Source organism: Dyadobacter frigoris (assembly GCF_005280585.1).
Lineage (GTDB): Bacteria > Bacteroidota > Bacteroidia > Cytophagales > Spirosomataceae > Dyadobacter > Dyadobacter frigoris.
The window spans coordinates 255,151-279,889 of the sequence record NZ_SZVO01000002.1 but is presented as its reverse complement, the minus strand read 5'-3'; the positions used below and the strand labels follow the sequence as shown (position 1 = coordinate 279,889).

Sequence of the window (24,739 nt, the reverse complement as noted above, 5' to 3'; positions counted from 1 at the left end):
AAAATATTGGAGCAGGAAATTTGTTTATTTCCCGCTCCAATATTTTATTTCTTCAAAGTGCCGCGATATAATGCGGGCCAGTTTCCGTAAAGTAAAATGGAGGTTTTTTCTCCGTCAGGCAATCTTATTGTAAGTTTTTTCGTAGCCGTAGGAGACTGGAAACTATCTATACCCAACACCACAATTTTATTTCCTTTCACAATAGCAGAAATGAAAGGCTCTTTCTTATCTGCAACCAGTGCTGCCTGTCCCTTTTTCGGTTCGTGCCAGGTGCCATTCATTTCAAAAGCTAAATCCTGATTTGTTCCGCCAACGAGAACATCTTCAACCTGTTTTGCCATCCAGTTTCCCAGTACATAAAATTCCGTCGGATAATCCCAGTACCTTGGAGCTTCTCCATCCGGAACGGTGCGGTTGAAAACTGAAATATTTGTTTTGGCATCAGCCGGATACCATTCCTTGCCCCAATCCATAGACTCAGGCGTGATACGATAAGAATTTGCCCCTCTGCCCGCTGCCTGACTATCGTGCCAAATGTAATAACCGTCAAAAAGAATCAGTGAAAAAAGAGACATGCTCAATGCCTGACTTGCAGGCATCATTTCCAGCTGACCAAAAACAAGCTCTCCTTTTGGATCTGTAGTTTCCAAATGCCAGGGCACAACCGGATCTTTGTAAAGCGGCATATAACGGTTCCAGGCGTAGAATATGGATTTATTTTTCTTTTGAAATGGAATCAGTTCGTTGATTCGCAAAGCGTGAATGGCGGAAAGTAAAGTAAAATTATTTGGCGTATTTCCCTGTTCATCTACCCCAAATGAAGGCCGTGGGTAAACGTCCGTTGGAGAAACGTTAAATACATTTTGAAAACTGTCACCATTTGGCAAAATATCGTAATTGGTATGATTAGGAGCCGGATTGTCATAATCTTTCAAAAACGAACCAGGCTTTTTGTCGTTCATGGTATTGAAATGCGGATTGGTGTAAGCACTTCCGCCCCAATAATCGAAAAGATTCATGTTTGGATTATTTTTTCTTATACGTTCTGCAAACCATATCAGTCGTTGTTTCACTTCCGGAGTGTATATCTGATTCCAGAATTCGAAATCGAAGGCGTAAGCTCCGAAACCGGTAATATTGTTTCCTAATTTCTCAACTTCTTCCCTTGGTAAGCCGGCAAACCAATCCTGGTTTTTATCCTGAAAAAGACCAGGAGATGCTGTCCAGTGCATTTTGTCAGTAGGGACATTTTTTTCCCAGGCTGGTAAATGTGTGATGCCACGATTAAAATAATTTTGAGCCGGTACCCAGTTATTCAACCGGTATTGCATCACCAGTTTTCCTTCTATGGGTTTGAACTCCGGGAAATCGGTATCAAAGTGGACGTTAATATCCTTTTTCGGGGCATACCATGTTGGGATATCAATTCGCGTAAGTGTAGATTCTTCTTTTGCTGTAACGCCATTTGCACTGATCCAGATATTTTGCTGACGTACACTACGGTTTTTCAAACTGTTCCACCAGTCATTATAAGGCGCGTCAATCCATTTGGCGGTAACATTATAAAGATAGCCTGGTTTAACTTCCAAGCCATTTTCCAGTCCGGTAACCACAATATTATCAATCATGACCACATGCGTTCGGCCATCCTGAAAATTGGCAAAATCTTTTAAGAAAATGCGGTTGTTTTTGACAACCGGACGGACATCAAGCCAATTATCCTTACTTCCTTGGCGCACCCATTTTGACTCTTCCAGAATCTGGGTTTTTAGGGAAGTATTGTAATCAAATTCAGCTGTTGTTTCACATCCTGGCTGTCCAATGCTGCTTACCTTGATCGAAGTTTTTCCTTCATTTAAATTAATATCGGTCAAAGTAAGCCAGATTCCCAGTCGATGCGGTACTTTTTCAAACCGCTGTACTTTTCCGTTTTGAATAATTTCAACATTATAAGGTGCCAGTCCTCCGGCGTTGGCAGCAAGTTCAAACTGCATTTCTTTCCCGATTTGCCGGTATCGCCTCACAGTTAAATCACAGGCATTAGAGGCAGAATCGATCGTGGTTGCGAAAGGCAGTTCGTTCGGGATTTCAACAAATACTTTTCCTTCCGACGGCCCATATCGTTGCCAGGCCCAGATACCCGCTCCCGACAAAACCAGGAGTAAAGTACTGATCCAAATAATTGCTGATTTTGACAAAATGTTTTTTTTATGCAAAACTGAAAATTAAACTGTGAACCGCTAAATATAGGTTACCACCAACGGTAAAACAAACCAATGGAAGTATTGAGAGATGAAATGCCGCTGGTAAGATAATCGTATTTAAAGGATGTTCCTGCGTACTTAACCCGTACATCAGCACCAAAAGAGCCATCTTTTTTAAATAGAAATTTAGATCCAACACCAACCCCGTAAGTTGGGCGGATTTTTTGTTTCTGATCGGCCAGACTTCCATAATAAACGGTGTAATCAAGAATACTACCTCCGGCGCTTATCTGGACGTAAGGTTGAATTGCTGAACTTTTTGGCAAAAAATGATAGTTAACAAATGCCTGGATTGGATATTGAGACACGGTTCTGGTTTGAATGGCAGAAATTGTCTGATCGCCTGAGGTGTAAAGTGCTCTTGGTAATCGTTGTTTGAAATAAGAGTATCCAATCTCACCGCCGACTGAAAAAGAATTTTGTAAAACCCATTCAAGGGAAATTGAATAGTTTTCAAAGGATGCTTTATCAATGTAATCATTTTTGAAAGATCCAATTGGTATGGCACTCGTCAAGCGCGCAGTTACCAGATAAGTGGTGTAACGGTCATAAGGAGAAGGCAAAGTATATAATTTCGGTGTTTGTTCCTGAGCAAATGCCGGTGCAAAACCTGCTAAAAGAAAAGCAGCAATGATTAGTTTTTTCATTTTGAAATAATGTTTTTGAAATTATTTATTTCCCGATCAAAAAATCAGAAAGCAATAAACAGGGTCTAGTTAATTTTCAAATAGGTAGACTGACCGAAAATTGAATCAATCATTTCACTGAAATAATCCGTATTCCCGAGGCCGTCACCCCGAATTTGCGCATCCCAGATGACATTTAATGTTTTAGTGGCCGTATTTGCATTTTTCAGATCAAGCATGGAAACAGACCAATAACTTTCGCTTGTCTGATAGTAGGAATAATAGCTTGGATATCCGTAACCATATCCACCGTAATATCCGCCATAATAGGATGAATAAGGTGTTGAAACTACATTTAAATAGTTATTTGTAATTCTTGCAACGGTAAGTCCGACGTCAGGTTTTTTGCTTGCAGCCACATAGGTGTAACCCAGGCTTTGCATTTTTGTTATCACAGTGGATAATATTTGCTTGTCCATGTCCGTCAGTGCTGTTCCGGATCTGTCATCCTCCACAACTACAACTGAATCGGCGATACTAAAAGTTTTGAATTGTTTGAAATCTATACTTTTATCATGATTTGTAATAAAAACCTGAGAGTCCGGATCGGTTAAATCGTTGATCGGATCTTTGGTACAGGAAGTCAGCCAGATTGCGGCAAAGATGATTAAAAATGAAGCTTTTTTCAGCATGGTGATATTTTCTGTTTTTAGTTTTTTAATAACGAATTTTAAAAATGATCATTTTACTTTTCCGCATTTAACACATTAATTTTTATATTTTTTTTGTGAGATACGTTTTATTATGACCATCCGGAACGGATTTTGGTTGTAACGATTTCAATAAAATAACCTGGTTAAATAAATTTTATTTCGGTGGAATTATGTAGTTTGGAACTTTGAAATTGTTACCGCCGAACTTTATTTGATTTTGTCCCGTTCGTTGTTTTATTTTAGCATTAATAAAAATTTGTTACTCAGGCTGAAATGTAATTTCGAGATTCGAACCAATTATATATGGAAACAAAAGAAGAAATTTTAAGGATCATAGATGTACTCAACGATACTTATGAAAGTGAAGAAGCCTGGTACGGCCCGTCCGTAGTAGAAGCATTGCGCGATGTAACCCCCAAAATGGCCGAGCTGAGACTAAGCGCAAACACGCATTCCATCGCGGAAATTGTATATCACATGACGACATGGAGGATATTTGCCGTCCGCAAAATTCAGGGTGATGAAGAATTTGATATTAAAACACAGGATAAAGACTGGAAAAAGTTTCCTATTGTGGACGAATTTGAATGGGAAGCTATTCAGATGGAGCTAAGCTTGTCGCAGGAAGAACTTATTTCTGAGCTTGAAAAAATAGAAAATGATAGTTTTCTTGAAGATTTTGTGCCCGGCAGAGATTATTCTTACTACACAATGATTCATGGTGTGATTCAGCACGATGTGTATCACGCCGGACAGATAGGCCTGATCAAGAAGGCTTTGAAAGGAATGCAGCTGGAAGAAGAGGATGATTTCGGTGCCTTTGATGACCGTGCAAACTTCGGTGGCAATGAAGATTATTATTGACCTGACTTGCATAAAATTTTGTATTTCTTAGAAACATTGTGTTAAATACTAAGAAAAAGTTCTATTTTGCATAATAATTGAAGGTAGTATTCTATGAATACAATCTCTTTAATGGTGTGGATATATGTCAAAAAGCCATTCGGTTCATCGAGTGGCTTTTTTTATGAAATGTCTGAAATCCGTGCCACATTTGGTAGATTTTTCAGAAAAACCCTAAGCGTATGAAAATATTAGTTGTAGAAGATGAGCCAAAGCTGGCTGGATTTTTAAAACGCGGTCTTGAAGAACAATCGTGGGAAGTTGAACTAGCCTATGATGGCCAGGTTGGTAAGAAAATGGCTTCTAACTACAGATTTGATGTAATTATCCTGGACGTTAATCTGCCATTACTCAATGGATACGATTTGGCAAAACAACTTAGAAATGACGGATTGGCCACGCCAATTTTGTTTTTGACAGCACTTGGCACAATTGATGACAAGCTCGATGGCTTTGAAGCAGGCGGGGATGACTATTTGGTAAAACCATTTGAATTTCGGGAATTGATCGCTCGTATTAAAGTTTTATCACAAAGAAATAGCAACCGGGAGCAATCAAGCCAGATATTGAAACTTGCCGATCTGGAATTAAACCTGGATGAAAAAGTAGCCAGAAGAGCAGGCAACCGGATTGACCTGACGGCAAAGGAATTTGCTTTACTGGAATATCTGATGCGAAACAGGGGCAGGGTAGTGTCAAGAGTTGATATTGCAGAACAGGTTTGGGATATTCGTTTTGATACAGGAACCAATGTTATTGATGTATATATCAATTTCTTACGTAAAAAAGTTGATAAAGATTATACCACCAAACTAATTCATACGGTGGTTGGAATGGGTTATATTTTTAAGGAAGAATGAACATAAAAACCCGTCTTACTTTACTGTTTACCATGCTGGTTGGATCCATCATGGCTCTTTTTTGTTTGTCGATTTATTATTTCTATGATCAGTACCGGGAAAAACAGTTTTATTCTTTCCTGAATGAACGTGGGCAGACAATCGCGCAGCTGGTAGAGGCCAGTAATGGGATCAGTAAGGCGGATATTGCAAAAATTGAAAAAGAAAATAATACCGTATTACTTGATGAAGAGATAACGATTTATAACGGCTCGGATTCGGTAATTTTTAACAGTGGTTCTTTTGAATTTATTCTGACACATCAAATGCTGAATGATGCCAGAAGTGGTCGGGAAATTCATACCAAACATGCCAAAAAAGAAGTTATTGTAATAAGGCATATTTTGCAGGACCATCGGAAACCCTGGGTAGTAGTGGCCATAGCAAATGATCATCTTGGTACAAATCAATTACAGCGATTAAGGGAGATTCTGGTTATTGGCTGGCTGCTTTCACTGGTATTGGTAGGAGTGGCCGGCTGGCAGTTTGCCACGGATGCGATAAAACCGGTTTCTGATATTATTGCCCAGGTAAATAATATTTCTGCCGGGAATCTTCATGACAAGGTAACGGTAGGGAGAGAAAAGGATGAGCTGGCCCTGCTGGCACAAACATTTAACCTCATGCTGAACCGGCTTGAAATCGCATTTGTAGCCCAGAAGAATTTCGTTTCACATGCATCTCATGAATTACGTACTCCGCTGGCCTTAATTATGAGCGAAGTTGAAGTTACGCTCATGAAGGCCAGAGACCGGGACTATTATGAGGAAGCTTTAAAAGGAATTCTGGAAGAGGTGAAGGAAATGAATGAACTCGTGAGCAGATTGCTTGAACTGGCAAGAACGGAGGAACATGCATTTCGTGTTACGTTTTCCAAAATCAGGATTGATGAGGTTTTGTGGCAGGCACAATCTTCTATCCAGCAAAAAAATCCGGGATATCAGGTACATATTAACTATGACCAGATTCCGGAAAATGAGGAAGAATTATTACGCTATGGCGATGAAAGTTTATTGAGAACGGCCTTCATGAATCTGATGGATAATGCTTGTAAATATTCTGATAATCATAGCGTTAATGTGTTTCTTGAAATTGATAAGGATCTGATCAAGATTTCTTTCAAAGATGTGGGCATGGGCATTGCAGCTGCGGAATTACCTTATGTTTTTGACACCTTTTACCGCAGCGCCACTACGATGAGCAAAGCCGGTTATGGTATAGGTTTAGCGCTTACAAAACGCATTATCACAATGCAGGGCGCAAGTATTGAGGTTGAATCCAAAGTCGGCCTGGGGAGTACTTTTACGTTAAAATTCCCCCCTTTCTGAAAAGTGACTTTCTTTTTAATTTGATTTTAATTTGGCATTAATCTGACTTTAACAAGGTCTGAGGTCATTTGTATCATAAAATCGGTCTGACTGATTTTATGATACAAATGATTTTCAATCGTATAAATTTAGCATCGCCGTTTCAGTTGGTAGTTTACTTTTCAGTCTTTAAGGATTTAATATTACGCCTGTTCTTATTGAAATAACAAAGGGGAAGGATAGTTTCAATTTTTAGTAATTCAAAGTTGACAATAAAGGGGCCGCGGCAAGACTTATTGTCATATTAAAATGAGAAACTTTTGGGTTATTTATTTCATAATTAGAGAAAATAGGATCTTGTCGAAGGAAAATAATTAAGATTGGACTTTTGAAAAGTGTCTTAGTTGATCCGAGGCAATGAAAAATATAAACCGTTTTAAATTTGATCAGGAAACGGAAAAAGAAATTGATAGAAACTCTCTATCGACGCTGTCCGATGTCTCATTGGCAGCATGTAAGATTCAACGCTTAACTGTAATAAGTTAAATTGAGAGGTGAGTAGTAAGACAAAAAATGGCCATCGGGTTTCGATGGCCATTTTTTTTGGATTATGGTTTTTTCCGTGGGTTGAAACCCGCGGCTACAATGTCGGGCATACCTACGGTATTTGGGTTGATATGAATAAATACCGTAGGTATCGCCGACATTGTAGCCACGGAATTTATTCCGTGGGCAGGGATTTTCCTTCAATCATCAATCCCGGCAGAGATTCCGGATATTCATCTCTAATAAATTCAATGATTTTTTCGCGAACCAGACAGCGCAGGTCAAATGCTTGTGAAGAATTCCTGGCAGACATAATGGCGCGGACAACCATGAATTGTGCCTGCGTATCAGTTACTTGCAATGCCCATGATTTACCATCCCAAAGAGGTGTGTTCAGAAGAATTTCTTCCAGTTTTTCGCGTAATTTTTCAACTGGCGTATGATAATTCAAATTGAAAAATGCAGTACCAATTAACGTGCTATCATTTCTGGTCCAGTTTTGAAAAGGTTTTTCGATGAAATAGGTTATCGGCAAAACCATCCGGCGTAAATCCCAGATATTAACAACGACATAGGTAAGGTTTATTTCTTCAATCCGTCCCCATTCACCTTCAACAATCACAACATCGTCGATTTTGATAGGTTGGGTAAAGGCGATTTGAATACCAGCGAGAAGATTTCCAAGCGATTTTTGCGCCGCAAAACCAATAATTACACTGACAATACCCGCCGAAGTAAGGATGCCAACACCATATTGCCGAACGCTGTCAAAACTCAATAATAATATCGAAACACCAAAAACGATCGTCAGAATGATTACAATCCTTTTTACAAATTTAATTTTGGTGTAAAATTTTCTCGCTTCATTATTATCCGGCGTGTCAAAATCCAGTTTGGCAATCAGGATTTTTTCAATGATGATCACAATGCGCGTCATTAACCAGGTACTTACCGCAATCAGCGCTATTTTGCTGATGCCATGTGTAAATTCATACTCTGGATGTGATTCGGAATACGTTTTAGTTATTAACGTTATGATTAGTAACGGAATGAAAAAATACAGAACACTCGTTTGATTCTCGTGAATTGCCCTGACCACGGGCCATTCTTTTTTTCGTGCCGTAATAGCAATTGTTTTTATAACAATCAGACTAATCACCAAGCCTATCAGCGTGACTAGCAGAATGATTAGCCAGGGAGAGTTTTTGTAATCAAGTAATTCCAGGAAATTATTCATTGCTTATTGTTCTGTGAGCCGCGCCACGATCATTCCTGTATGTTTAGGAACTGATGCCACGTATTCTGCTAACGGCAGGGCGGATAAAATTACTTTTTTTCCTGCCAGTGATGCGTGCAATAAGTATGCACGGTTTCCAATTTTTGTGATAATGCCCATGTGGTTACAATCAAGTCCTTCTACCGATGAAGTGAAAGCAACAATATCGCCGTCGCGCAGCATAGGTTCTGCTTTTTGGAGCGACGCTTTTGGAATGTAAGAATATTCCCGGCTGTTGATAATGTTTTCCTGTTCTTTAATTTTTTCCCAAACCTCCGTATTGTCCAGCGCGGGATAAAAATTCGCATGGGTTGACATAAAATTAATTTCCTTTTTAAAAGGCACGCCACCTACCTTGGAAGTTATATCTTCCAGTAGGCCGCGCTTTTCATTTTCATACATCCAGTCCAAAACATAATGTAATCTTGAAGGGTAACCATCTATCACACCGTCTCTGTACCGGATTTTGGTAAGTTCTGTTTTGTAGCCATCATAATTCAGATTCTCACTTTTGGCAAGTGCCAGTGCAATCGAACTTTCCACTAGTGTAGTACAATCCAGTCCATCAAACTTACAGACAAGCTTTTCTGTCGGATTTCCTTCCAGTGTGCTTGCAACATAAGGTGTGCCTAAAAAAGATTCGGCCATGCGTAAAACCTGTGTCCCCAAATCACCGTTGCCGGGAAGCTCCATTTTTTGGGTAAAAGCTTTCTGTGTGGCTAATTGCGCCTGTGATTCTGCTGAGAAAAATATTATTAATGAAAATGTGAATAATTGTAAAAAAGCAATTCTTATTTTCATTGCAGGTAATAATTTACCGCTGTTCATAACGTGATAATCTTTAAGGAGAAATTATTTTTAACAATAAAGTGAATTTTGTGCAATATCTATATCGCTCAGGCTACCAAAACCGCTATTTAAAACAAATTTATCATATTTTGGAAATATAATTGTCTTCATTAAAACGACTTCCTTTATCACTTTCGCATCTATCTGTTAACAAACGCTTCTGGCAGCTCATCATTGCCGACAGCAGGTTCTTTAATAGGAAAAAAGAATGCTGAACCGTGGTGAAAAAATTGCCAGGATAGGTTTCCCAGCAAGCTTTTCACTTCACTGAATTTTGCATTTCTTGATTTCAGAGCGAATGCAATGGAAAGTCCGAAACTTACAAGCACGTTCATTATACCGATACACGAAATACCTATAATGGAATTAATCCACAGATCTGTGGAAATATGGCTGTGCAATCCGGCAAAAGCCAGCCCGAAATTCCCAGATGCAAATGTAATGTGACGAATATCCAGAGGTAAGCCTAATGTAAAACCAACCGCGCTGGTTGCTCCGAGAAAGACACCCAGTGCAAAATTTCCTGCCAAAGCGCCAAAATTATGTTCAAGGTAAAGTGCAATCCTGTTCAGTTTTTCCTGTCCGAAAAACCGGATAAGTCCCGGATGACTTTTGATTCTTAAAGTATATTTGTCATAAATCCATTTGTTTTCATAATATCCTGAAATTAAGCCTGATATCATTAAATAAGCTCCGGCAAGAGCGGCATGGGGAATAGCCAGACTTTCCCAGACATTAAGTTCGCCGATCAGTTTTATCGCTTTTGCGGCATCAGCAATGTGGTATCCGTAAACATAATAATAAACTCTGTCGAGGCCATAGGCAACCGGAAAAGCGATAGCTGCATTTCCTACAAGCGAGATAAACTGGCTACGGATCAGTCTGATCAAAAGCTGGGTTGTCGTTTCCAGCCAGTTAGGATTTTCACCATTGTTACTGAGATTTGCCGCAATGGTAGAAGCCGTCATTGCCGGCTGTTTAGTCGCGATTGTAAAGCCAAGTATGTGGATCAGCATGAAGCCGATCGAATAATTCATACTGTAAAAAAAGGCTTCCCAGAAAATAGGCAGATGTTGGAAATATAATCTTGTTTTGTTGCAGCACAACAAACCTACAACGACACCTCCACCCAAAGCCCTTCGAAATAATTTCCAGTAACCCGCCTTGTCCGAAGAAATATAATGTTCTCCCGTTTTCGAAGTATTTTCAATGACTTTGAAAGTCAGTAATTGCAGATTAATAGAAAAGTGCTTTCGCAGGCTGTATTTTGTATTTTCTGCATAGACAAACTCTTTCAGCAAATGCGTTATTATGAGCCATTGTCTGGCTTTTTCATTGGTTTGCAGCAAGTCAAGCAGTTGTGTCAGCCGTTTGAGATATTGTTCCAGCTGACGGATCAACGCTGTGAGCTGAAGACTTATTCCAAAAAGATCTTTGTGTTTGTAGATATATGTAACCTGGCTTTTACACTGATTGATCATCACCAGAATATGTTTGTAATCATTATCCCGGTCTTCATTTTTATAGTCGAACTGGTTTAATGTTTTTTCAACATACAGCATCACTTCACGATTCAATCCTAAAAAAGGAGAATCAAGATCATCTACGCGAGGTATTTTTGAGATAACTTCCGGTTCAATTCCCAGATTGGCGGCGCGTTGAGCAAGTACCAAAATGGAATTTAAAAGCTCTTTTTCTATATGCTGTTTTAGTGTCGGGCTGTTTTCAATGAAAATATCGGCAAAGAAACTACACCAGTTTTCATCCGGAATGGCCTGTACCCAGAAGTAATCTTTTTTGTTATTAAACAGATTGTCAAACTGCGTGCGAAGTTCCGTTTCTTCATGAACGGGCGGAAGAAATTTGTAACCTAAACGGGCTGATGCATCAGAGAAAAAGCCACGAGTCGAGCCAATTTCAGCTTCTGTAAGCAGTGATACAAATTTTGCTGAAATAAGAATGGAGTATATCTGTTCCGCCAAAAGATCTTTTTCGCGGCGATCCATCAGAATACTGGTAAGGATTTCCGAAAAAGGTTTATTCTTATTCGTTTTTGCATGAAAGGAACTTCGGATGAGTTCAACAAATTTCCCGAGATAATTGATACGGTTTGGATCTAAAACGCTGCTCATAGGATAGAAGGATTAAAGCGTTTATATCGGGCTTGAAATAAATAAATGCCGTGCCATTAACGTAAATTTAATACTTCTTTTGATTCGGATAGGACTTTTGTTTCAATAGTGCAAGGATGTATTGGAATATTAAAAATTTCATTTTCTTGAAACACAGGAAAACCAGCATTCATAAATATCAATCTTTCCACTTCATTTTAGTGTTAAAAAGGAGCCAATTTTCCTGTGTTGTCTGAATTTTAATCTTCCAGAATTTCATAGACATAAACTGAAACCGGTGGTAAAGTAAGCGGAATTCCGGTAGACGTTATTTCTGATGGTTTAATATTTGGGGTTAAAATGAGCAAAGGGAAAACCTGCTTCAAAATATAAGATCCGGTTGATTTTAGTTTCAAAGTATCGGTCCAGGCATCCTGCGGAATACGTACATTGGTATGACAGGATTTTTCTTTGTCAAAATTATAAATGAACAAAAGTTTCTGTTTATCAGTATAGCGTAAATAGCTGTAAACGCGCGTTTTGTCATAATCCTGGCTCTGTCCGTCAATATTTACGTATTGAAGATCATAAAAACTTCCGGCATAAACAGCTTCATTTTTGGTGACAAACTTGTTCAGATTTTCATAAAAAGCGCGGAGTCTTTTTTGTTCAGTTGCCAACAATTCGCCGTCAAATTTCCCCCCGTTTGCAAATTCCTGAATTTCAGGAACGCTCCAATAGTCAAAAATCGTTGTCCGGCCATCTTCTCCCTGAAAACCTTCGGATACAACTGGATTTACACCCAGTTCCTGCCCGAAATAAATCATTAAAGGACCCGTGTGTAATGTGGCGCTGAGTGTCATAGCCGGTACTGCAATCCATGAATCGCCGGCGAAATATTTTGAGGCAATACGCTGTTCGTCATGGTTTTCCAAAAAGCGCAGCATGTTTTCAGAGATGTCGCCTGATTCCTGCTGCCATAATCTGGTAATATCCTCAACCGTTCCGCCGCCTTCCATAAGACGGCGAAGAGAATTGTATAAACCTACTTTATCGTACAGATAAGTAAACTGGCCGTTTTTAAGGTAATTGTGATACTCGACAGGATTATAAATTTCGGCGATGAAAATAATATCAGGATTGATCTTTTTGATTTCCGGAATCACCCAGCCCCAGAACTCAACCGGAACCATTTCTGCCATATCACAGCGAAATCCATCCACACCTTTCGAAGTCCAGAAAATGAGAATATCCCGCATTTTCAACCACGTCGACGGAATCGGATCAAAATAGGTAGTATGGCCGTTTAGATAATCTACGCCATAATTCAGTTTGATCGTTTCATACCAGTCGTACTGACTCGGCTGGGCCCGGAATACATCATTTCCGGTTGCTTTTGCCGGTCGTTCTGAATACGGAGCAATCACGTTAACCGGCGGTTTATGGCCTTCGGGAACGATAAAATCCTGGTTTGGAATGTAGTAAAAATTGTTGTTCGGACTAAAACTTATCGAAGTATCATCGTCTTCGCCAAAATCTTTAATTCCGGCTGAACGAGCAGTATCGGAATGGTACTGACGGGAAACATGATTAGGAACGAAATCGATAATCACTTTCAATCCGGAATCATGCGTTCTTTTTAGGAGATCTTCAAATTCCTTCATCCGGTTTACCACGTCAACGGCCAGGTCCGGATCCACATCGTAATAATCTTTTACGGCATAAGGTGAGCCCGCCATTCCTTTAACAATCAGTGGGTGATCGATTTTTATTCCAAATTCAGAGTAATCGGTTAAGGTCGCGTGTTCAATAATACCGGTATACCAAACATGCGTGATCCCGAATTTTTTAATCGATTCCAGCGCGGTAACCGTGATATCATTAAATTTCCCCGAGCCGTTTTCCTGGATTGTCCCGTATATTTTATTTGTTGTATTTTGATTATCAAATAATCGTGTAAAAATCTGATAAATGATATGTTTATCTTGGTTGATCGCAGGCATAGCAGGTTTTCGATGTATTAAAACAAAAATACAAATAACAGGCACCTGGCTTATTATTTGTTTGAAATAAAAAGAAATGTTTCTTTGACAAATAAAATTAGTAATGCTAATGTCAGCTTTATTGCTGATTATAGAATTACTTTTTTGAAATAACGTTTGACAACGTGAGCGAAAACGCTCTTTTTACTATTTTGCAAGATATTAAATTTTGAAATGATATGCCGACTGTTCAAGCTTGCCTTTTTGATCTGGATGGAGTGATCGTAGATACTGCCAAATACCACTACCTCGCCTGGCGCCAGCTTGCCAATCAGCTGGGATTCGATTTAACACTGGAACAAAATGAGTTACTGAAGGGAATAAGCCGGATGGAATCGCTGGAAATAGTACTTGGGATTGGCGGTGTGAAATTAAGTGAAGAAGAAAAATTAAAGTTTGCTGCGGAGAAAAATGCGCAGTATCTGGAATTTTGCAAACAAATTACACCGGATGATGCACTTCCGGGCGTGCGGGATTTTTTGGATGAATTAAAAGCAGATTCGATAAAAACAGGTTTGGGATCGGCCAGTAAAAATGCAAAAACGATTCTGACAAATCTGGACATGCTTAACTATTTTGATACCATCGTCGACGGAAACCGCGCCACCAAAGGAAAACCTGATCCGCAGGTTTTTTTAATGGGGGCCGAAGATCTGTCTGTTGCACCGGAACATTGCATTGTTTTCGAAGATGCCGTGGCCGGAATTCAGGCTGCAAAAGCCGGAGGAATGATCGGTGTCGGGATAGGACAGGCGTCCGTTTTAACAGAAGCGGATTATGTAATGCCAGGTTTTGACGGTGTCACAGTAAAAGATCTCTTCGAAAAATTAAAATAACAGTCCAACCAGAATTCGAACTGCCAAAACTAATCGCTAAAAGCTAATCGCCAATAGCTAAAACCAATGAAGAACTACATAACACACGACGAATGGAGTATTGTGGAAGACGGTTTCCATGCTGCTAACAATGAAATTACGGAAAGTCTGATGAGCCTCGGAAATGGCCGGATGGGTCAGCGCGGGAATTTTGAAGAACAATATACCGGAAAAACATTACTGGGAAATTATGTAGCCGGGGTCTATTTTCCTGATAAAACGCGTGTTGGATGGTGGAAAAATGGTTACCCAAATTATTTTGCAAAAGTACTTAACGCCTGCAACTGGACGGGCATTGATATAAAAATAGGAGAGGAAACGCTTGATCTGAATACTTGTCAGGTTGAAGATTTTCGCAGGGTGCTGAATATGCAGGAAGGAACTTTGGAACGTACTACAACGGTTCAGCTGGCTAGCGGAAAACGTTTGAAGATCTATTCCAAGCGGTTTTGTAACATGGTAGACGATGAATCCGGAGCGATACAGTATTCGGTTACACCGCTGGATTTTACGGATACTTTCACGATTACGCCCTATCTGGATGGGAATATCAGTAACCGGGATTCGAATTATGATGAAACGTTCTGGAATGAAATCCATAAGGAAACCAGTTTTTCGGAAGGGTATCTGGTTTTGGAAACAAAAGGAAATCCATATGGTGTTGAACAATTTCAGGTTGCGACCGGGATGGCTTTTGATTTGAAAATCAATAGTCTGAAAACCGATTACCAATCGTTGCCCGCACGCCGTGAAAAATACGTTGCCGGTGTTGTGCATATTGAAGTGAAAGAAGGCGATGAATTGACGATTTTCAAATACGCTGTTAATTTGTCTTCAACCAATTACGAAAAAGATCAGCTGATTCCGGAGGCTAAAACTTATATAAAACGTATTTCTGAAAAAGGTTTTACGCAATTATATGCGGAACATGTGAAAGCCTGGGCTGATAAATGGGAGAAAAATGATATTACCATTGAAGGCGATATTGCTGCCCAACAAGGAATCAGGTTTAATATTTTCCATTTAAACCAAACCTACACCGGGGAAGATGAGCGCTTAAATATTGGCCCCAAAGGATTTACCGGTGAAAAATACGGCGGAAGTACGTATTGGGATACCGAAGCCTATTGTATTCCATTTTACCTTTCAACAGCTGACGAAAAAGTGGCCAGAAATCTGCTAGTTTATCGTCACAGACATTTGGAAAAAGCGATTGAAAATGCGGAAAAACTAGGATTCAGCGGTGGTGCGGCACTTTATCCAATGGTGACCATGAATGGTGAGGAATGCCATAATGAGTGGGAAATCACTTTTGAGGAAATTCACCGGAATGGAGCCATTGCTTTTGCAATTTACGATTATGTAAGATATACGGGCGATGAAACATATTTATCTGAATACGGACTGGAAGTTTTAATAGGGATTTCAAGATTTTGGAAACAAAGGATTACCTGGTCTGCTGAGAAAAATCAGTTTGTCATGCTGGGTGTTACCGGGCCAAATGAGTATGAAAATAATGTCAACAACAACTGGTATACCAATTATATTGCTTGCTGGACGCTACGTTATACACTGGAAGTGATCAGCAAACTTTGGGGTTCTGAGCGTTTAAATGAAATTATTTTTCAAACACATTTCAACCTGAATGGTGAAATGGCGGATTGGAAAAATATTGTTGACAATATACATTTTCCATACGATCCGGAAAGACAAGTTTATTTGCAGCAGCAAGGATTTCTTGACAAGGAAATATTGACTGTAAACGATATCGCAGATCATCGTCCAATTAATCAAAAATGGTCATGGGACAGAATTTTGAGATCTTGTTTTATCAAACAGGCGGATGTTTTGCAGGGTTTATATTTATTTGAGGATGAGTTTTCGGTTGAGGAAATCAAACGGAATTTTGAGTTTTACGAGCCTATGACGGTTCACGAATCTTCTCTTTCGCCTTGCGTACATTCGATTCTTGCAGCAAAAATCGGGTTGAAAGAAAAAGCGTACGAAATGTATGTACGGACTTCCCGGCTTGATCTCGACGATTATAATAATGATACCGAAGACGGGCTTCACATCACTTCCATGGCAGGAACCTGGATGAGTGTTGTGAAAGGTTTTGCGGGTCAGCGGGTGAAAGACGGCGTGTTAACGCTAAACCCATATATTCCTGAACAATGGAATTCGTATTCTTTCAGGATCGGGTTCCGTGGTGCTTTGCTTCGGGTTCAAGTAACGCAGGAAGGAGTGGCAGTCGAGAATATCTCAGACCATGACGTTACCATTTTGATAAAAGGCGAACCGCTTCTTGTTGCTGCCAATTCAACAGAAAGAAAATAATTTATTTAAGATAAATCAGTATTTTATTGATCCGGCGAACTTGTATTTACCGGATCAATAAAATTTACTTTATCATGCGCAAATTTCCTCATCTCTTCTGTTTTCTAATTCTATTAAGTTTTCAGGTTAATTCTCAAAGTTTAAATACACTTTCTGCACAAGAAAAAAAGGAAGGCTGGAAATTGCTTTTCGATGGTAAAGATTATAAAGGCTGGCATTCCTATGGTGCGAAAGAAGTTGGTCCGGCCTGGATTGTGGAGCAGGGAGCAATTAAACTAAATGTACCTGAACGCGCCGGGAACAAAGCAAAAGGCGGCGGCGATATCGTTATTGATGAAGCTATTAATGGTGATTTCGAATTTAAAGCGGAATGGAAAGTCAGTAAATATGCTAATAGCGGGATTTTCTTTTTTGTAAAAGAACTCCCTCAGTATAAAAACATGCATGATACCGGTTTGGAGCTTCAGGTAATTGACGACAAGATTTACGAAGGCGCCAAAGAGAATACCCATCGCGCCAGCGATTTTTTCAGTGTTGCCAATGCGCGTTTGAGAGAAGGCAATCCGGAAGGTGAGTGGAATCAGATTCATTTTATTATCCAGAAAAACAAACTGACTGTTTACCAAAACGGATTTATGGTGCAGGAACACGACCTGGCAGGAGCCGACTGGAAACAACGGATCGCAGGCAGCGGACTGAAAGCTGCACCGATTGCAAAAGGATCATTTACAGGAAGAATCGGTTTGCAGGATTGGGGAAGTACGGTTTGGTATCGCAATATTAAATTGAAAAAATTGTAAAAGATTTCAATAAGTTTATTGCAAGAAAAAATTAGATTAAAGGACTATAATATGACGGTCAATAAGTAATTTTTGATAATGTTGTTCATTTATAGTACGTTAGTAATCGCGCTAGCCTATGGGTCATGATAAGGAAAGTCATCCGGTCGTTCTTGATCATTATGTCGGTGATGTTTTTGGTATGTGTAAAACAGCCGGCATCAGCGCAGGATTTTAGTGCTTGCCAGAGACTTCTAAAAGATCTTCTTGTAATCTTTAACCGCTCCTTTGAAGAAAATAATCCAGCCTTGTTGAAAACGCCTGAGTATCAGTACGAGCTTCGGGAACTTCAGACTGAATTTTTAAAATACGACAAGCAATCTTTTATGCCGTCGGACTCGGTTCAGCGATTGAATAATGAGGCAGTTGTACTGGCATTATCAGGAAGTTATCAAAAGGCACTGCATATTCTGGAATCTCTCGATATGTCTGGGCAAGAGGCGCAGCTTCAGTATAACAGAGGTTTATTCAATCTTTTAAGCCGGAAATTCCAGGCATCGAGAGATGATTTTTCTAATGTATCCAACCATTCATACAGCGTCGTAAATTCTATTGTTGCCTACGGAAAAGAGAAGAAATTTTCAGATGGTTTAAGTTTTGCTCAGGGAAATCAACAAAAGAATTCAGAAGGAAAGTGGAGTTATAATGTTGGCCTGATGTACAAATATACCGGACTTCTGCCCGAAGCTACTGATGAATTCTCCTCTGCCATTCGTCAGAAAGATGAAATCATGGCGTACCGTTTGCAACGCGGCGATATTTTGATGCGCACCGGAAATCAGAAAAAGGCAGTTAAAGATTTTGAAAAAGTTGCACGTAAACATGCCAAAGCGCAGATCCGGTATGCAAATGCGCTGCTTTCTCTAAATCAGTTTGCAAATGCAAAAGCTGTTTTTGAAAAATACCTGGAAAGTGATGATAAAACATTCAGGGGCGATGCCTATCTGGGAATTGCACATACGTTTTACGGACTAAACCAGATCAGGGAAGCGCAGCAATATTATCGATTAGCCTCAACGCTTAAACGGGAAACGCCTGCATTGCTTTCGGGAATTGGCAATACACATTTATCCAATCACGATTACCAGTCGGCTTACAATTCTTTTGATCGTGCGATAAAAAAGGATACTTCTTATCTGCCTGCTTATCTGGGAAGGGCGGTTGCGCATTACGGTATGAAACAGTTTGAGCTTACGTTGGCAGATTTCAAAAAAGCCGAGTCGATCATGGATCCTGAAAATAAGTTTTATGCTGATTTATTTGTGACACGCGGTTTCACAGAATATTATTTAAAAAAATCAAAGGAAGCTCAGGAAGATTTTACAACTGCGATTCGTCTGGATGGTGCGCGTTATGAAGCCTTGGCAGGCATGAGCAGTATCATGATTGATCAGAAAAGGTATTCGGAAGCGGGGCAATTTTTGAGCAAAGCGCTTAATTACGAACAGAATTACGACCGGATGTGGAGTAATTATGGAAACTTGCTTTTACATTTTGACATGTTTAAAAAGGGTTACAACGTTTTCAAAAAAGCGATTTCCCTGAATTCAGAAAACATAAAAGCACAAAATGGCTGGGGTGTCACATTGCTTGAAAACGATCAGCTTGACAAATCCATGGTATTATTTGACAGTCTGGTAAAAGAAAATCCGGAGTTGCCTTATTTGTATAATAATCGCGGGATTGTGCAGGCTTATCTGGGAAATCGTCACGAGCAACGGCGTCAGATTGAAGATGCGAATGTGCGTTATGAAAATTCTTTTCAGGATTTCAAGACTGCCATGGAAGTTGCACCCGCCAGGAAATTTTACAATGTCAATCAGGGAAATGTTTATAAATACTGGCAGAAATATGACGAAGCTTCACTGAGTTACCAGACTTATCAGGATAAAAGTGCGCTGAATAACACGGCCGTCATGTATGCCGGACAGCAGAAAATGAAAGATGCAAAATATTATCTTGGCGTAGCGATACAAATTGATTCCTTGCACCGGGTTTTTCAGTACAATATGAATGTACTTGTTAAAGGAAAACAAAAGGAAATGATGAAGCTGGTCGCGTCGGCGGGTGATGATGGTCCTTTTGCCGACATAGGTATTAAATACAGTCGTGACGGATTTGTGACCATCTATCTTTATGATTATGAGTACGACACACTGGCGTTTAAAGGAAGACATTATATGCCTTTACCGGTTGCAGAGTACAAAGAGGATTATTTCATACCCGAATACGACTTCAAGTTTTTACCTTATCCCAAACATAAAGATATGGTAAGAGTAAAAAGAGGAAAGTATAAATCTCAGAAAGTTAAAATGCCTGGCAGAAAAGGAAGAAGTGGGACGCAATGTCCGGTATTTTAGCTCTATTAATTCTTAAAACGAATAATTTATTCCTCTGGGTATTAATCTCTACAAAAATGTGAAATGGTTGCCCATTTCGGGAATTTGGAGGGAATTAGTCTGTTTGAAGATGAATTTATTGTATATCTCCGGGGAAAAGATTCTTAACCTCAACAAAACTGATGGGTTTATCAAGAAAATAATCTGCTCCTTTTCTCAATGCTTCTTCACGAAGGTTTGTCATGGCACTCATCATGACGACCTTTGTATTGTAGAATCTTCCGCTGTTTTTGATATGTTCAATCTCGTTAATCCCTTTTCCGTCAGGCAAATTATTGTCAATAAAAACCCATTCAGGATTCAATTGATTGATAAAACTTATGCCTTCATGAAGCGTGGTAGCTATTTTTACTGTATCAGGTGCTTTTACATTAAGTTGTTTAACCAGAAAATTGCGCATCAATATCCCCAAATCTTTTTCATCCTCAATAATTACAATTTTCATGGTTGCCAATCTAAAATAAGTAGTCAGTAAAATTTTGGAATCTGTGATTAGTAATTTTTTCAGTTTATAGTTGAATATCCCGCCTCACTTTTTCATTAAATTAATAATCGGTTTCTGACAATAACCTTGCCATATTATTCGCATTTCAATCCAATCAAAATGTACGCTTATTCAAATGTCCTGACTTTTCGGAAAGCTCTTCCCCATCTTGTAGAACCACGTCCCAATAATGTATAGTAGAAATTTTGGTTTTTATAATCGAATTATGGTTGATATTTATATTTTTTTTAAAATAATTCACTTAATATGTTGATTTGCAAATTGTTAAAAATATTTTTTGACAATTTGGAGCTTTTGGGTACAAGATTTTAGCAATTTTATTCATGTCATCAATTAATTTATCAAAAACCATTATCTAAAAGAATATTATCATGGTAAACAGTAAAGTGTTTTGGGGAATTGTAACAGCTGCTGCTGCGGGAGCAGTAATAGGGATGCTTTTTGCGCCTGAAGAAGGAACTCAGATTCGTAAGAAAATCAAAAAAAGAACTAATAGCCTTGCAAGCGAATTGATCGACGCACTTGAAAAAAGTAAAGACAAAGCAGGCAAGACTGCCGATGACCTGAAAGCAAAAGGTGAGCAGTACAAAAGTGAATTCAAGGATAAGGCTGAAGAAATTAAGGAAGATGCTGCCGATGAAATTGAAAAATATAACTAATTGAATAGCCGGGTGGTAAATATTATCACCCGGGCAGATCTGATTTATTACACTTGAACTCATGAAAACTAAAAATATTGATAAAGTACAGGATTCCATTCACACTGCTTCTACATACGTAAGGGACTTGTTTATGGTTTCTGCGCCAGGTGGTCTTGCAGGAAAAGGGATTGAAATGGGAGTAGGAGCTGCTTTGGCAAAAACGGTTTTAAAACGTCTTCCCGTTCCTCTTAATTTTATCGCGCCAATTATCATCGAAAAAGTTATTTTGAAACATGGAGTCGAAGAAGGCCGTGAAGTTCTTTTGAAAGGTTTGAGATGGGTCAAAAAAGCTACGGATGAAAAAATTCCTTTTGAGCCTGTTTTTGATAAGTAAGGCAACAGTGACTTTCTGCCAAAGTAAAATTGTCTTAGCGATTAGTTAAGTAAAGATTCTGTTGGCAGATATATGAAAAAACTTGCTCCGTTGCCCTCACTGCTTTCGGCGAAAATGTAGCCGTTGTGGTTTGAAACGACTCTTTTACAAATAGCCAGGCCAATACCGGTCCCTGCAAATTCATGTTGACCGTGGAGCCTTTTGAAAATTATAAAAATCTTTTCTGCAAATTCTCTTTTGAAGCCGATTCCGTTATCGCTGATCCTGATCTGGTGAAATTGAATATCGCTGTGAGAAGGTTTAATTCCTGGAATAATTTCCCCTTCAACCAAACGGTAGGTAATCCGAATAACCGGCCTTATATTTTCCTGTTGATATTTTATAGAATTTGAAAGCAGGTTTTGAAAAAGCTGGGTCATTTGTGAGCCGTATCCTTCAATTGTAGGTAATGTCTCAGAATGGATTGCAGCCTTATTTTCCAAAATCATTTCTGAAAGATTGGATCTTGCGTCAGACAATGCGGTATTGAGATTAACCATTTTTACTTCCGTTGCAATTTTTACAATTCTTGAAAAAGAAAGCAAGTCATTAATTAGTAGCTGCATACGTTGCGCAGATCCATCGATTTTGCCAAGCATCATAAATATTTCTTCCGAAACATCATTGTGGTATTTCGTTATAAGCCGGTCTGAGAATGATCTTATCTTTCTTAACGGTTCCTGCAAATCATGTGAGGCGACATAGGCAAATTGTTCAAGTTCGCTGTTGGAACGATTCAGATTTTCAATTTTATTTTCCAGATCTACTCTGTAAAATTTATTACGCCGAAGTTCACGATCCAGAAGAACAAAAGCAGAAGACAGAAAAACAATGGCCACGAGCATAATAATCCAATTGTATCTGAAAACCTGAGCCGTGTAATTTTCCCGGCTCTGGACACGGTTGTACATTAACTGATTTTCTACGCGGGTCATACTGACAACGAGTTTTGCCATAGAATCCACCTCGGCATTTTTTCTTTCTGAAATAACAAAAACGATTGCAGGATTTAGTGAATTGCCACCTTTTATTAACCGGTTGGTGTATTTGGAAAATTGAGTATAATGTTCCTTAAAGCCAATTAATCTTTTACGCTGTGCGCGGTTTTCGGCTACAAGTGAATCTACTTTTAGCGTTAATGGAAGTATCGTTTCAAGCGAGGCAAGAGTTTTGTTAACGTAAGCGGTATCTTTTAAAAATAAATAGCTGTTGGTATGGTGAGCCGTTTCATAAATTGCAGATGAAACCTGATGAAGCCCGCTGATGACCCTTTGTGTCTGATTTACCTTTTCAGAATAATTGATAAGTTCCTGGTTAATTTCATTGTAACTGTATGACAGAGCAATGATTAGTATCAATGAGGTGCCAAACAGGAATCTGGTAATTAAGGAAAGCGAATGTTCACTAAGTGTTCGGTTGAGGAGAGAAAGGGTAGATAGTTTCATAAATAAGCGTTGTGTGAAAAATCTACATTTCGAATTAATATACTCAGTCTGTGGAAATATGTACGCAATATTCGCATTTTGCCGATCAGGGTTAAGTAAGTTAAGATAAAGTATAGTAAATTTAAAAGATGTATGTCGTAAGTCATACCAGATAGCCCCTTTTGATGTTAAGTTTCGGGGATGATCCGAAATATACCAGGTTTCAGTTCAAACGATATCATTAAAGAGAACTTTTAATATTACAATTAATTGCTATATGCAAAGACAAACGCAGACGCAACGACAAACCCTTAAATATTCTCCTCTTCAGATTCAGATGCTGAATTTATTGCACCTGACAACTATGGAGCTTGAGCAAAGAATTAAAGAAGAATTAGAGGAAAATCCTATACTGGAAGAGGGTAAGGAAGATACAGCTTCAGAAGATACAGCGGATGAATTTCAGGATGCCGACGATGCCGGCAGTTCAGGGGAAGACGACTATCCGTCGGTTCAGGATTATCAGGACTGGGACGAGTTCAGAGATGATGATATTCCTGACTACAAAACATATGCAAATAACCAGTCGGCTGATAACGAGCTGTATACCCGTCCGATGGTAGAGGCTATTGGTTTCAGAGATGATTTAAAACAGCAGGTTCACTTTTTAAGACTGGACGAAAGACAACAGCTCGTCGCAGATTTTATTCTTGATTCGCTGGACGAAGACGGATTTCTTAGACGTGAGAGTGAAGTAATAGCGGATGACATTTCTTTTGCCAACAGCATGTTCATCGATACCGAGGAAGTTGAGATGATGCTAAGAGTAATCCAGCAACTGGATCCTCCCGGGATTGCAGCCAAGGATTTGCGTGAATGTCTGCTTATTCAGCTTCATCGCATTGAAAATCAGGACGAGGTTTGGGGATGGGCTCACAAGATTGTTTCGGATACGTTTGATGAACTGGGTTCGCGCAATTATGATAAGATCATGCGTGTTTTAAACCTGGATGAAGAATGTTTGAAAAAGGCAATTCAGCTTATCACTACACTTAATCCAAAACCTGCATCCGGACTTAGAAACGATACACTTGTCAATGAAAGTATCAAGCCGGATTTCATGCTGCGTTATATTGAAGACAGCGAAATTGAAGTGCAGCTAACTTGGGGAAATAGCCCTGCGTTACGTTTGAACAAGTTATTTACTCAAATGGCAGAGCAAAAAATTGATAAGGCAACGAATCAGTTTTTGAAAAATAAAATGAATTCTGCCAAGTGGTTTATTGATGCCATTAAGCAGCGTGAAAATACAATGCTAAGTACATTAAGGGCGATTGTAAAACTGCAATACGATTATTTCCAAACGGGTGATATTAAAAAACTCCGCCCAATGATCCTCAAAGATGTTGCGGAAATAATTGATATGGATATTTCCACAGTATCACGCGTTACTACGAATAAATATGTACAGACACCTTTCGGGATTGTTTTGTTGAAAGATTTATTTACCGAAGGTGTTACAAATGAGGATGGTACGGAAGTATCAAACCGTGAAATTCAGGAAGCGATCCGTGAAATTACGGCGGCGGAAGATAAACGACATCCATATAACGATCAGCAAATTACCGACTTGTTATCAGAAAAGGGTTATTCTGTTGCCCGTCGCACTGTAGCCAAATACAGGGAGCAATTAAATATTCCAACCGCACGTTTGCGGGTTACCATTTAATTAAGAAAGCACTTTATTCCA

The 24,739-nt window shown here is 39.2% G+C and carries 19 protein-coding genes; 10 read left to right on the top strand and 9 right to left on the bottom strand.

What is annotated here, in order from left to right; genetic code table 11:
- Nucleotides 1-44: 44 nt before the first annotated feature.
- The 3 genes from FDK13_RS04930 to FDK13_RS04920 all read right to left on the bottom strand — a co-directional run bounded on the left by FDK13_RS04930 (nucleotide 45) and on the right by FDK13_RS04920 (nucleotide 3,582).
- Entirely contained in the window at nucleotides 45-2,198 is a 2,154-nt protein-coding gene (locus FDK13_RS04930; protein WP_137338879.1) for a hypothetical protein, read from the bottom strand.
- Nucleotides 2,199-2,251: 53 nt separating this feature from the next.
- On the bottom strand, nucleotides 2,252-2,911 hold the full coding sequence (locus tag FDK13_RS04925) for a hypothetical protein (protein ID WP_137338878.1): 660 nt from the start codon (nucleotides 2,909-2,911) through the stop codon (nucleotides 2,252-2,254).
- A 65-nt stretch (nucleotides 2,912-2,976) separates the two neighbouring features.
- Entirely contained in the window at nucleotides 2,977-3,582 is a 606-nt protein-coding gene (locus FDK13_RS04920; protein WP_137338877.1) for a DUF4136 domain-containing protein, read from the bottom strand.
- Nucleotides 3,583-3,906: 324 nt separating this feature from the next.
- On the opposite strand from FDK13_RS04920, the gene FDK13_RS04915 reads away from it, so the two are divergent.
- The 3 genes from FDK13_RS04915 to FDK13_RS04905 all read left to right on the top strand — a co-directional run bounded on the left by FDK13_RS04915 (nucleotide 3,907) and on the right by FDK13_RS04905 (nucleotide 6,733).
- Nucleotides 3,907-4,467, top strand: coding sequence for a DinB family protein (locus FDK13_RS04915; protein WP_137338876.1), 561 nt, complete (start codon nucleotides 3,907-3,909; stop codon nucleotides 4,465-4,467).
- Between the two features lie 221 nt (nucleotides 4,468-4,688).
- On the top strand, nucleotides 4,689-5,366 hold the full coding sequence (locus FDK13_RS04910; RefSeq protein ID WP_137338875.1) for a response regulator: 678 nt from the start codon (nucleotides 4,689-4,691) through the stop codon (nucleotides 5,364-5,366).
- A complete protein-coding gene (locus FDK13_RS04905; protein WP_137338874.1) occupies nucleotides 5,363-6,733 on the top strand; it encodes a sensor histidine kinase in 1,371 nt (456 codons plus the stop codon). The genes FDK13_RS04910 and FDK13_RS04905 overlap by 4 nt, the downstream gene beginning before the upstream one ends.
- A 700-nt stretch (nucleotides 6,734-7,433) precedes the next feature.
- On the opposite strand, the gene FDK13_RS04900 is transcribed toward FDK13_RS04905, so the two are convergent.
- From FDK13_RS04900 to FDK13_RS04885, 4 genes are all read right to left on the bottom strand, one after another.
- Nucleotides 7,434-8,495, bottom strand: a complete 1,062-nt coding sequence (locus tag FDK13_RS04900; protein WP_137338873.1) for a mechanosensitive ion channel family protein — start codon at nucleotides 8,493-8,495, stop codon at nucleotides 7,434-7,436.
- A 3-nt stretch (nucleotides 8,496-8,498) separates the two neighbouring features.
- Nucleotides 8,499-9,335: an N-acetylmuramoyl-L-alanine amidase-like domain-containing protein gene (locus FDK13_RS04895; RefSeq protein ID WP_229215907.1), complete on the bottom strand. Its 837-nt coding sequence runs from the start codon at nucleotides 9,333-9,335 to the stop codon at nucleotides 8,499-8,501.
- A gap of 188 nt (nucleotides 9,336-9,523) precedes the next feature.
- A complete protein-coding gene (locus FDK13_RS04890) occupies nucleotides 9,524-11,515 on the bottom strand; it encodes a transporter-like protein (RefSeq protein ID WP_137338871.1) in 1,992 nt (663 codons plus the stop codon).
- Nucleotides 11,516-11,754: 239 nt separating this feature from the next.
- On the bottom strand, nucleotides 11,755-13,497 hold the full coding sequence (locus FDK13_RS04885; RefSeq protein WP_137338870.1) for an alpha-amylase family protein: 1,743 nt from the start codon (nucleotides 13,495-13,497) through the stop codon (nucleotides 11,755-11,757).
- A 218-nt stretch (nucleotides 13,498-13,715) separates the two neighbouring features.
- Here FDK13_RS04885 and pgmB point away from each other — a divergent pair, with 218 nt between their 5' ends.
- The 4 genes from pgmB (at nucleotide 13,716) to FDK13_RS04865 (ending at nucleotide 19,947) form a co-directional block, all read left to right on the top strand.
- The gene (gene pgmB / locus FDK13_RS04880; RefSeq protein WP_137338869.1) at nucleotides 13,716-14,372 is read left to right on the top strand and encodes a beta-phosphoglucomutase; all 657 of its coding nucleotides are present in this window, start codon (nucleotides 13,716-13,718) and stop codon (nucleotides 14,370-14,372) included.
- Between the two features lie 66 nt (nucleotides 14,373-14,438).
- On the top strand, nucleotides 14,439-16,748 hold the full coding sequence (locus tag FDK13_RS04875) for a glycoside hydrolase family 65 protein (protein WP_137338868.1): 2,310 nt from the start codon (nucleotides 14,439-14,441) through the stop codon (nucleotides 16,746-16,748).
- A gap of 74 nt (nucleotides 16,749-16,822) precedes the next feature.
- Nucleotides 16,823-17,548, top strand: coding sequence for a 3-keto-disaccharide hydrolase (locus FDK13_RS04870; protein WP_137338867.1), 726 nt, complete (start codon nucleotides 16,823-16,825; stop codon nucleotides 17,546-17,548).
- 125 nt (nucleotides 17,549-17,673) lie between these two features.
- Complete coding sequence (locus FDK13_RS04865) at nucleotides 17,674-19,947, top strand: tetratricopeptide repeat protein (RefSeq protein ID WP_137338866.1); 2,274 nt, start codon at nucleotides 17,674-17,676, stop codon at nucleotides 19,945-19,947.
- A gap of 115 nt (nucleotides 19,948-20,062) precedes the next feature.
- Here FDK13_RS04865 and FDK13_RS04860 read toward each other — a convergent pair whose 3' ends face one another.
- The gene (locus FDK13_RS04860) at nucleotides 20,063-20,431 is read right to left on the bottom strand and encodes a response regulator (RefSeq protein ID WP_137338865.1); all 369 of its coding nucleotides are present in this window, start codon (nucleotides 20,429-20,431) and stop codon (nucleotides 20,063-20,065) included.
- Between the two features lie 431 nt (nucleotides 20,432-20,862).
- Between FDK13_RS04860 and FDK13_RS04855 the strand changes: the two genes are divergently transcribed.
- Both FDK13_RS04855 and FDK13_RS04850 read left to right on the top strand, forming a co-directional pair.
- Entirely contained in the window at nucleotides 20,863-21,150 is a 288-nt protein-coding gene (locus FDK13_RS04855; protein WP_137338864.1) for a YtxH domain-containing protein, read from the top strand.
- 61 nt (nucleotides 21,151-21,211) lie between these two features.
- On the top strand, nucleotides 21,212-21,526 hold the full coding sequence (locus tag FDK13_RS04850; protein ID WP_137338863.1) for a hypothetical protein: 315 nt from the start codon (nucleotides 21,212-21,214) through the stop codon (nucleotides 21,524-21,526).
- A gap of 41 nt (nucleotides 21,527-21,567) precedes the next feature.
- Here the strand turns inward: FDK13_RS04850 and FDK13_RS04845 are convergent, their stop codons facing one another.
- A complete protein-coding gene (locus FDK13_RS04845) occupies nucleotides 21,568-23,010 on the bottom strand; it encodes an ATP-binding protein (protein WP_137338862.1) in 1,443 nt (480 codons plus the stop codon).
- Between the two features lie 256 nt (nucleotides 23,011-23,266).
- Here FDK13_RS04845 and rpoN point away from each other — a divergent pair, with 256 nt between their 5' ends.
- Entirely contained in the window at nucleotides 23,267-24,718 is a 1,452-nt protein-coding gene (gene rpoN / locus FDK13_RS04840) for an RNA polymerase factor sigma-54 (RefSeq protein WP_137338861.1), read from the top strand.
- Nucleotides 24,719-24,739 lie beyond the last annotated feature (21 nt).

Bases quoted from the DNA above. Each gene is read 5' to 3' on its own strand.
- FDK13_RS04845 (WP_137338862.1), bottom strand. From the start codon at position 23,010: ATGAAACTATCTACCCTTTCTCTCCTCAACCGAACACTTAGTGAACAT.
- FDK13_RS04855 (WP_137338864.1), top strand. From the start codon at position 20,863: ATGGTAAACAGTAAAGTGTTTTGGGGAATTGTAACAGCTGCTGCTGCG.
- FDK13_RS04915 (WP_137338876.1), top strand. From the start codon at position 3,907: ATGGAAACAAAAGAAGAAATTTTAAGGATCATAGATGTACTCAACGAT.
- FDK13_RS04890 (WP_137338871.1), bottom strand. From the start codon at position 11,515: ATGAGCAGCGTTTTAGATCCAAACCGTATCAATTATCTCGGGAAATTT.
- FDK13_RS04920 (WP_137338877.1), bottom strand. From the start codon at position 3,582: ATGCTGAAAAAAGCTTCATTTTTAATCATCTTTGCCGCAATCTGGCTG.
- FDK13_RS04910 (WP_137338875.1), top strand. From the start codon at position 4,689: ATGAAAATATTAGTTGTAGAAGATGAGCCAAAGCTGGCTGGATTTTTA.
- FDK13_RS04925 (WP_137338878.1), bottom strand. From the start codon at position 2,911: ATGAAAAAACTAATCATTGCTGCTTTTCTTTTAGCAGGTTTTGCACCG.
- FDK13_RS04860 (WP_137338865.1), bottom strand. From the start codon at position 20,431: ATGAAAATTGTAATTATTGAGGATGAAAAAGATTTGGGGATATTGATG.
- FDK13_RS04865 (WP_137338866.1), top strand. From the start codon at position 17,674: ATGATAAGGAAAGTCATCCGGTCGTTCTTGATCATTATGTCGGTGATG.
- FDK13_RS04900 (WP_137338873.1), bottom strand. From the start codon at position 8,495: ATGAATAATTTCCTGGAATTACTTGATTACAAAAACTCTCCCTGGCTA.
- FDK13_RS04905 (WP_137338874.1), top strand. From the start codon at position 5,363: ATGAACATAAAAACCCGTCTTACTTTACTGTTTACCATGCTGGTTGGA.
- FDK13_RS04885 (WP_137338870.1), bottom strand. From the start codon at position 13,497: ATGCCTGCGATCAACCAAGATAAACATATCATTTATCAGATTTTTACA.
- FDK13_RS04875 (WP_137338868.1), top strand. From the start codon at position 14,439: ATGAAGAACTACATAACACACGACGAATGGAGTATTGTGGAAGACGGT.
- FDK13_RS04895 (WP_229215907.1), bottom strand. From the start codon at position 9,335: ATGAAAATAAGAATTGCTTTTTTACAATTATTCACATTTTCATTAATA.
- FDK13_RS04870 (WP_137338867.1), top strand. From the start codon at position 16,823: ATGCGCAAATTTCCTCATCTCTTCTGTTTTCTAATTCTATTAAGTTTT.
- rpoN (WP_137338861.1), top strand. From the start codon at position 23,267: ATGCAAAGACAAACGCAGACGCAACGACAAACCCTTAAATATTCTCCT.
- FDK13_RS04850 (WP_137338863.1), top strand. From the start codon at position 21,212: ATGAAAACTAAAAATATTGATAAAGTACAGGATTCCATTCACACTGCT.
- pgmB (WP_137338869.1), top strand. From the start codon at position 13,716: ATGCCGACTGTTCAAGCTTGCCTTTTTGATCTGGATGGAGTGATCGTA.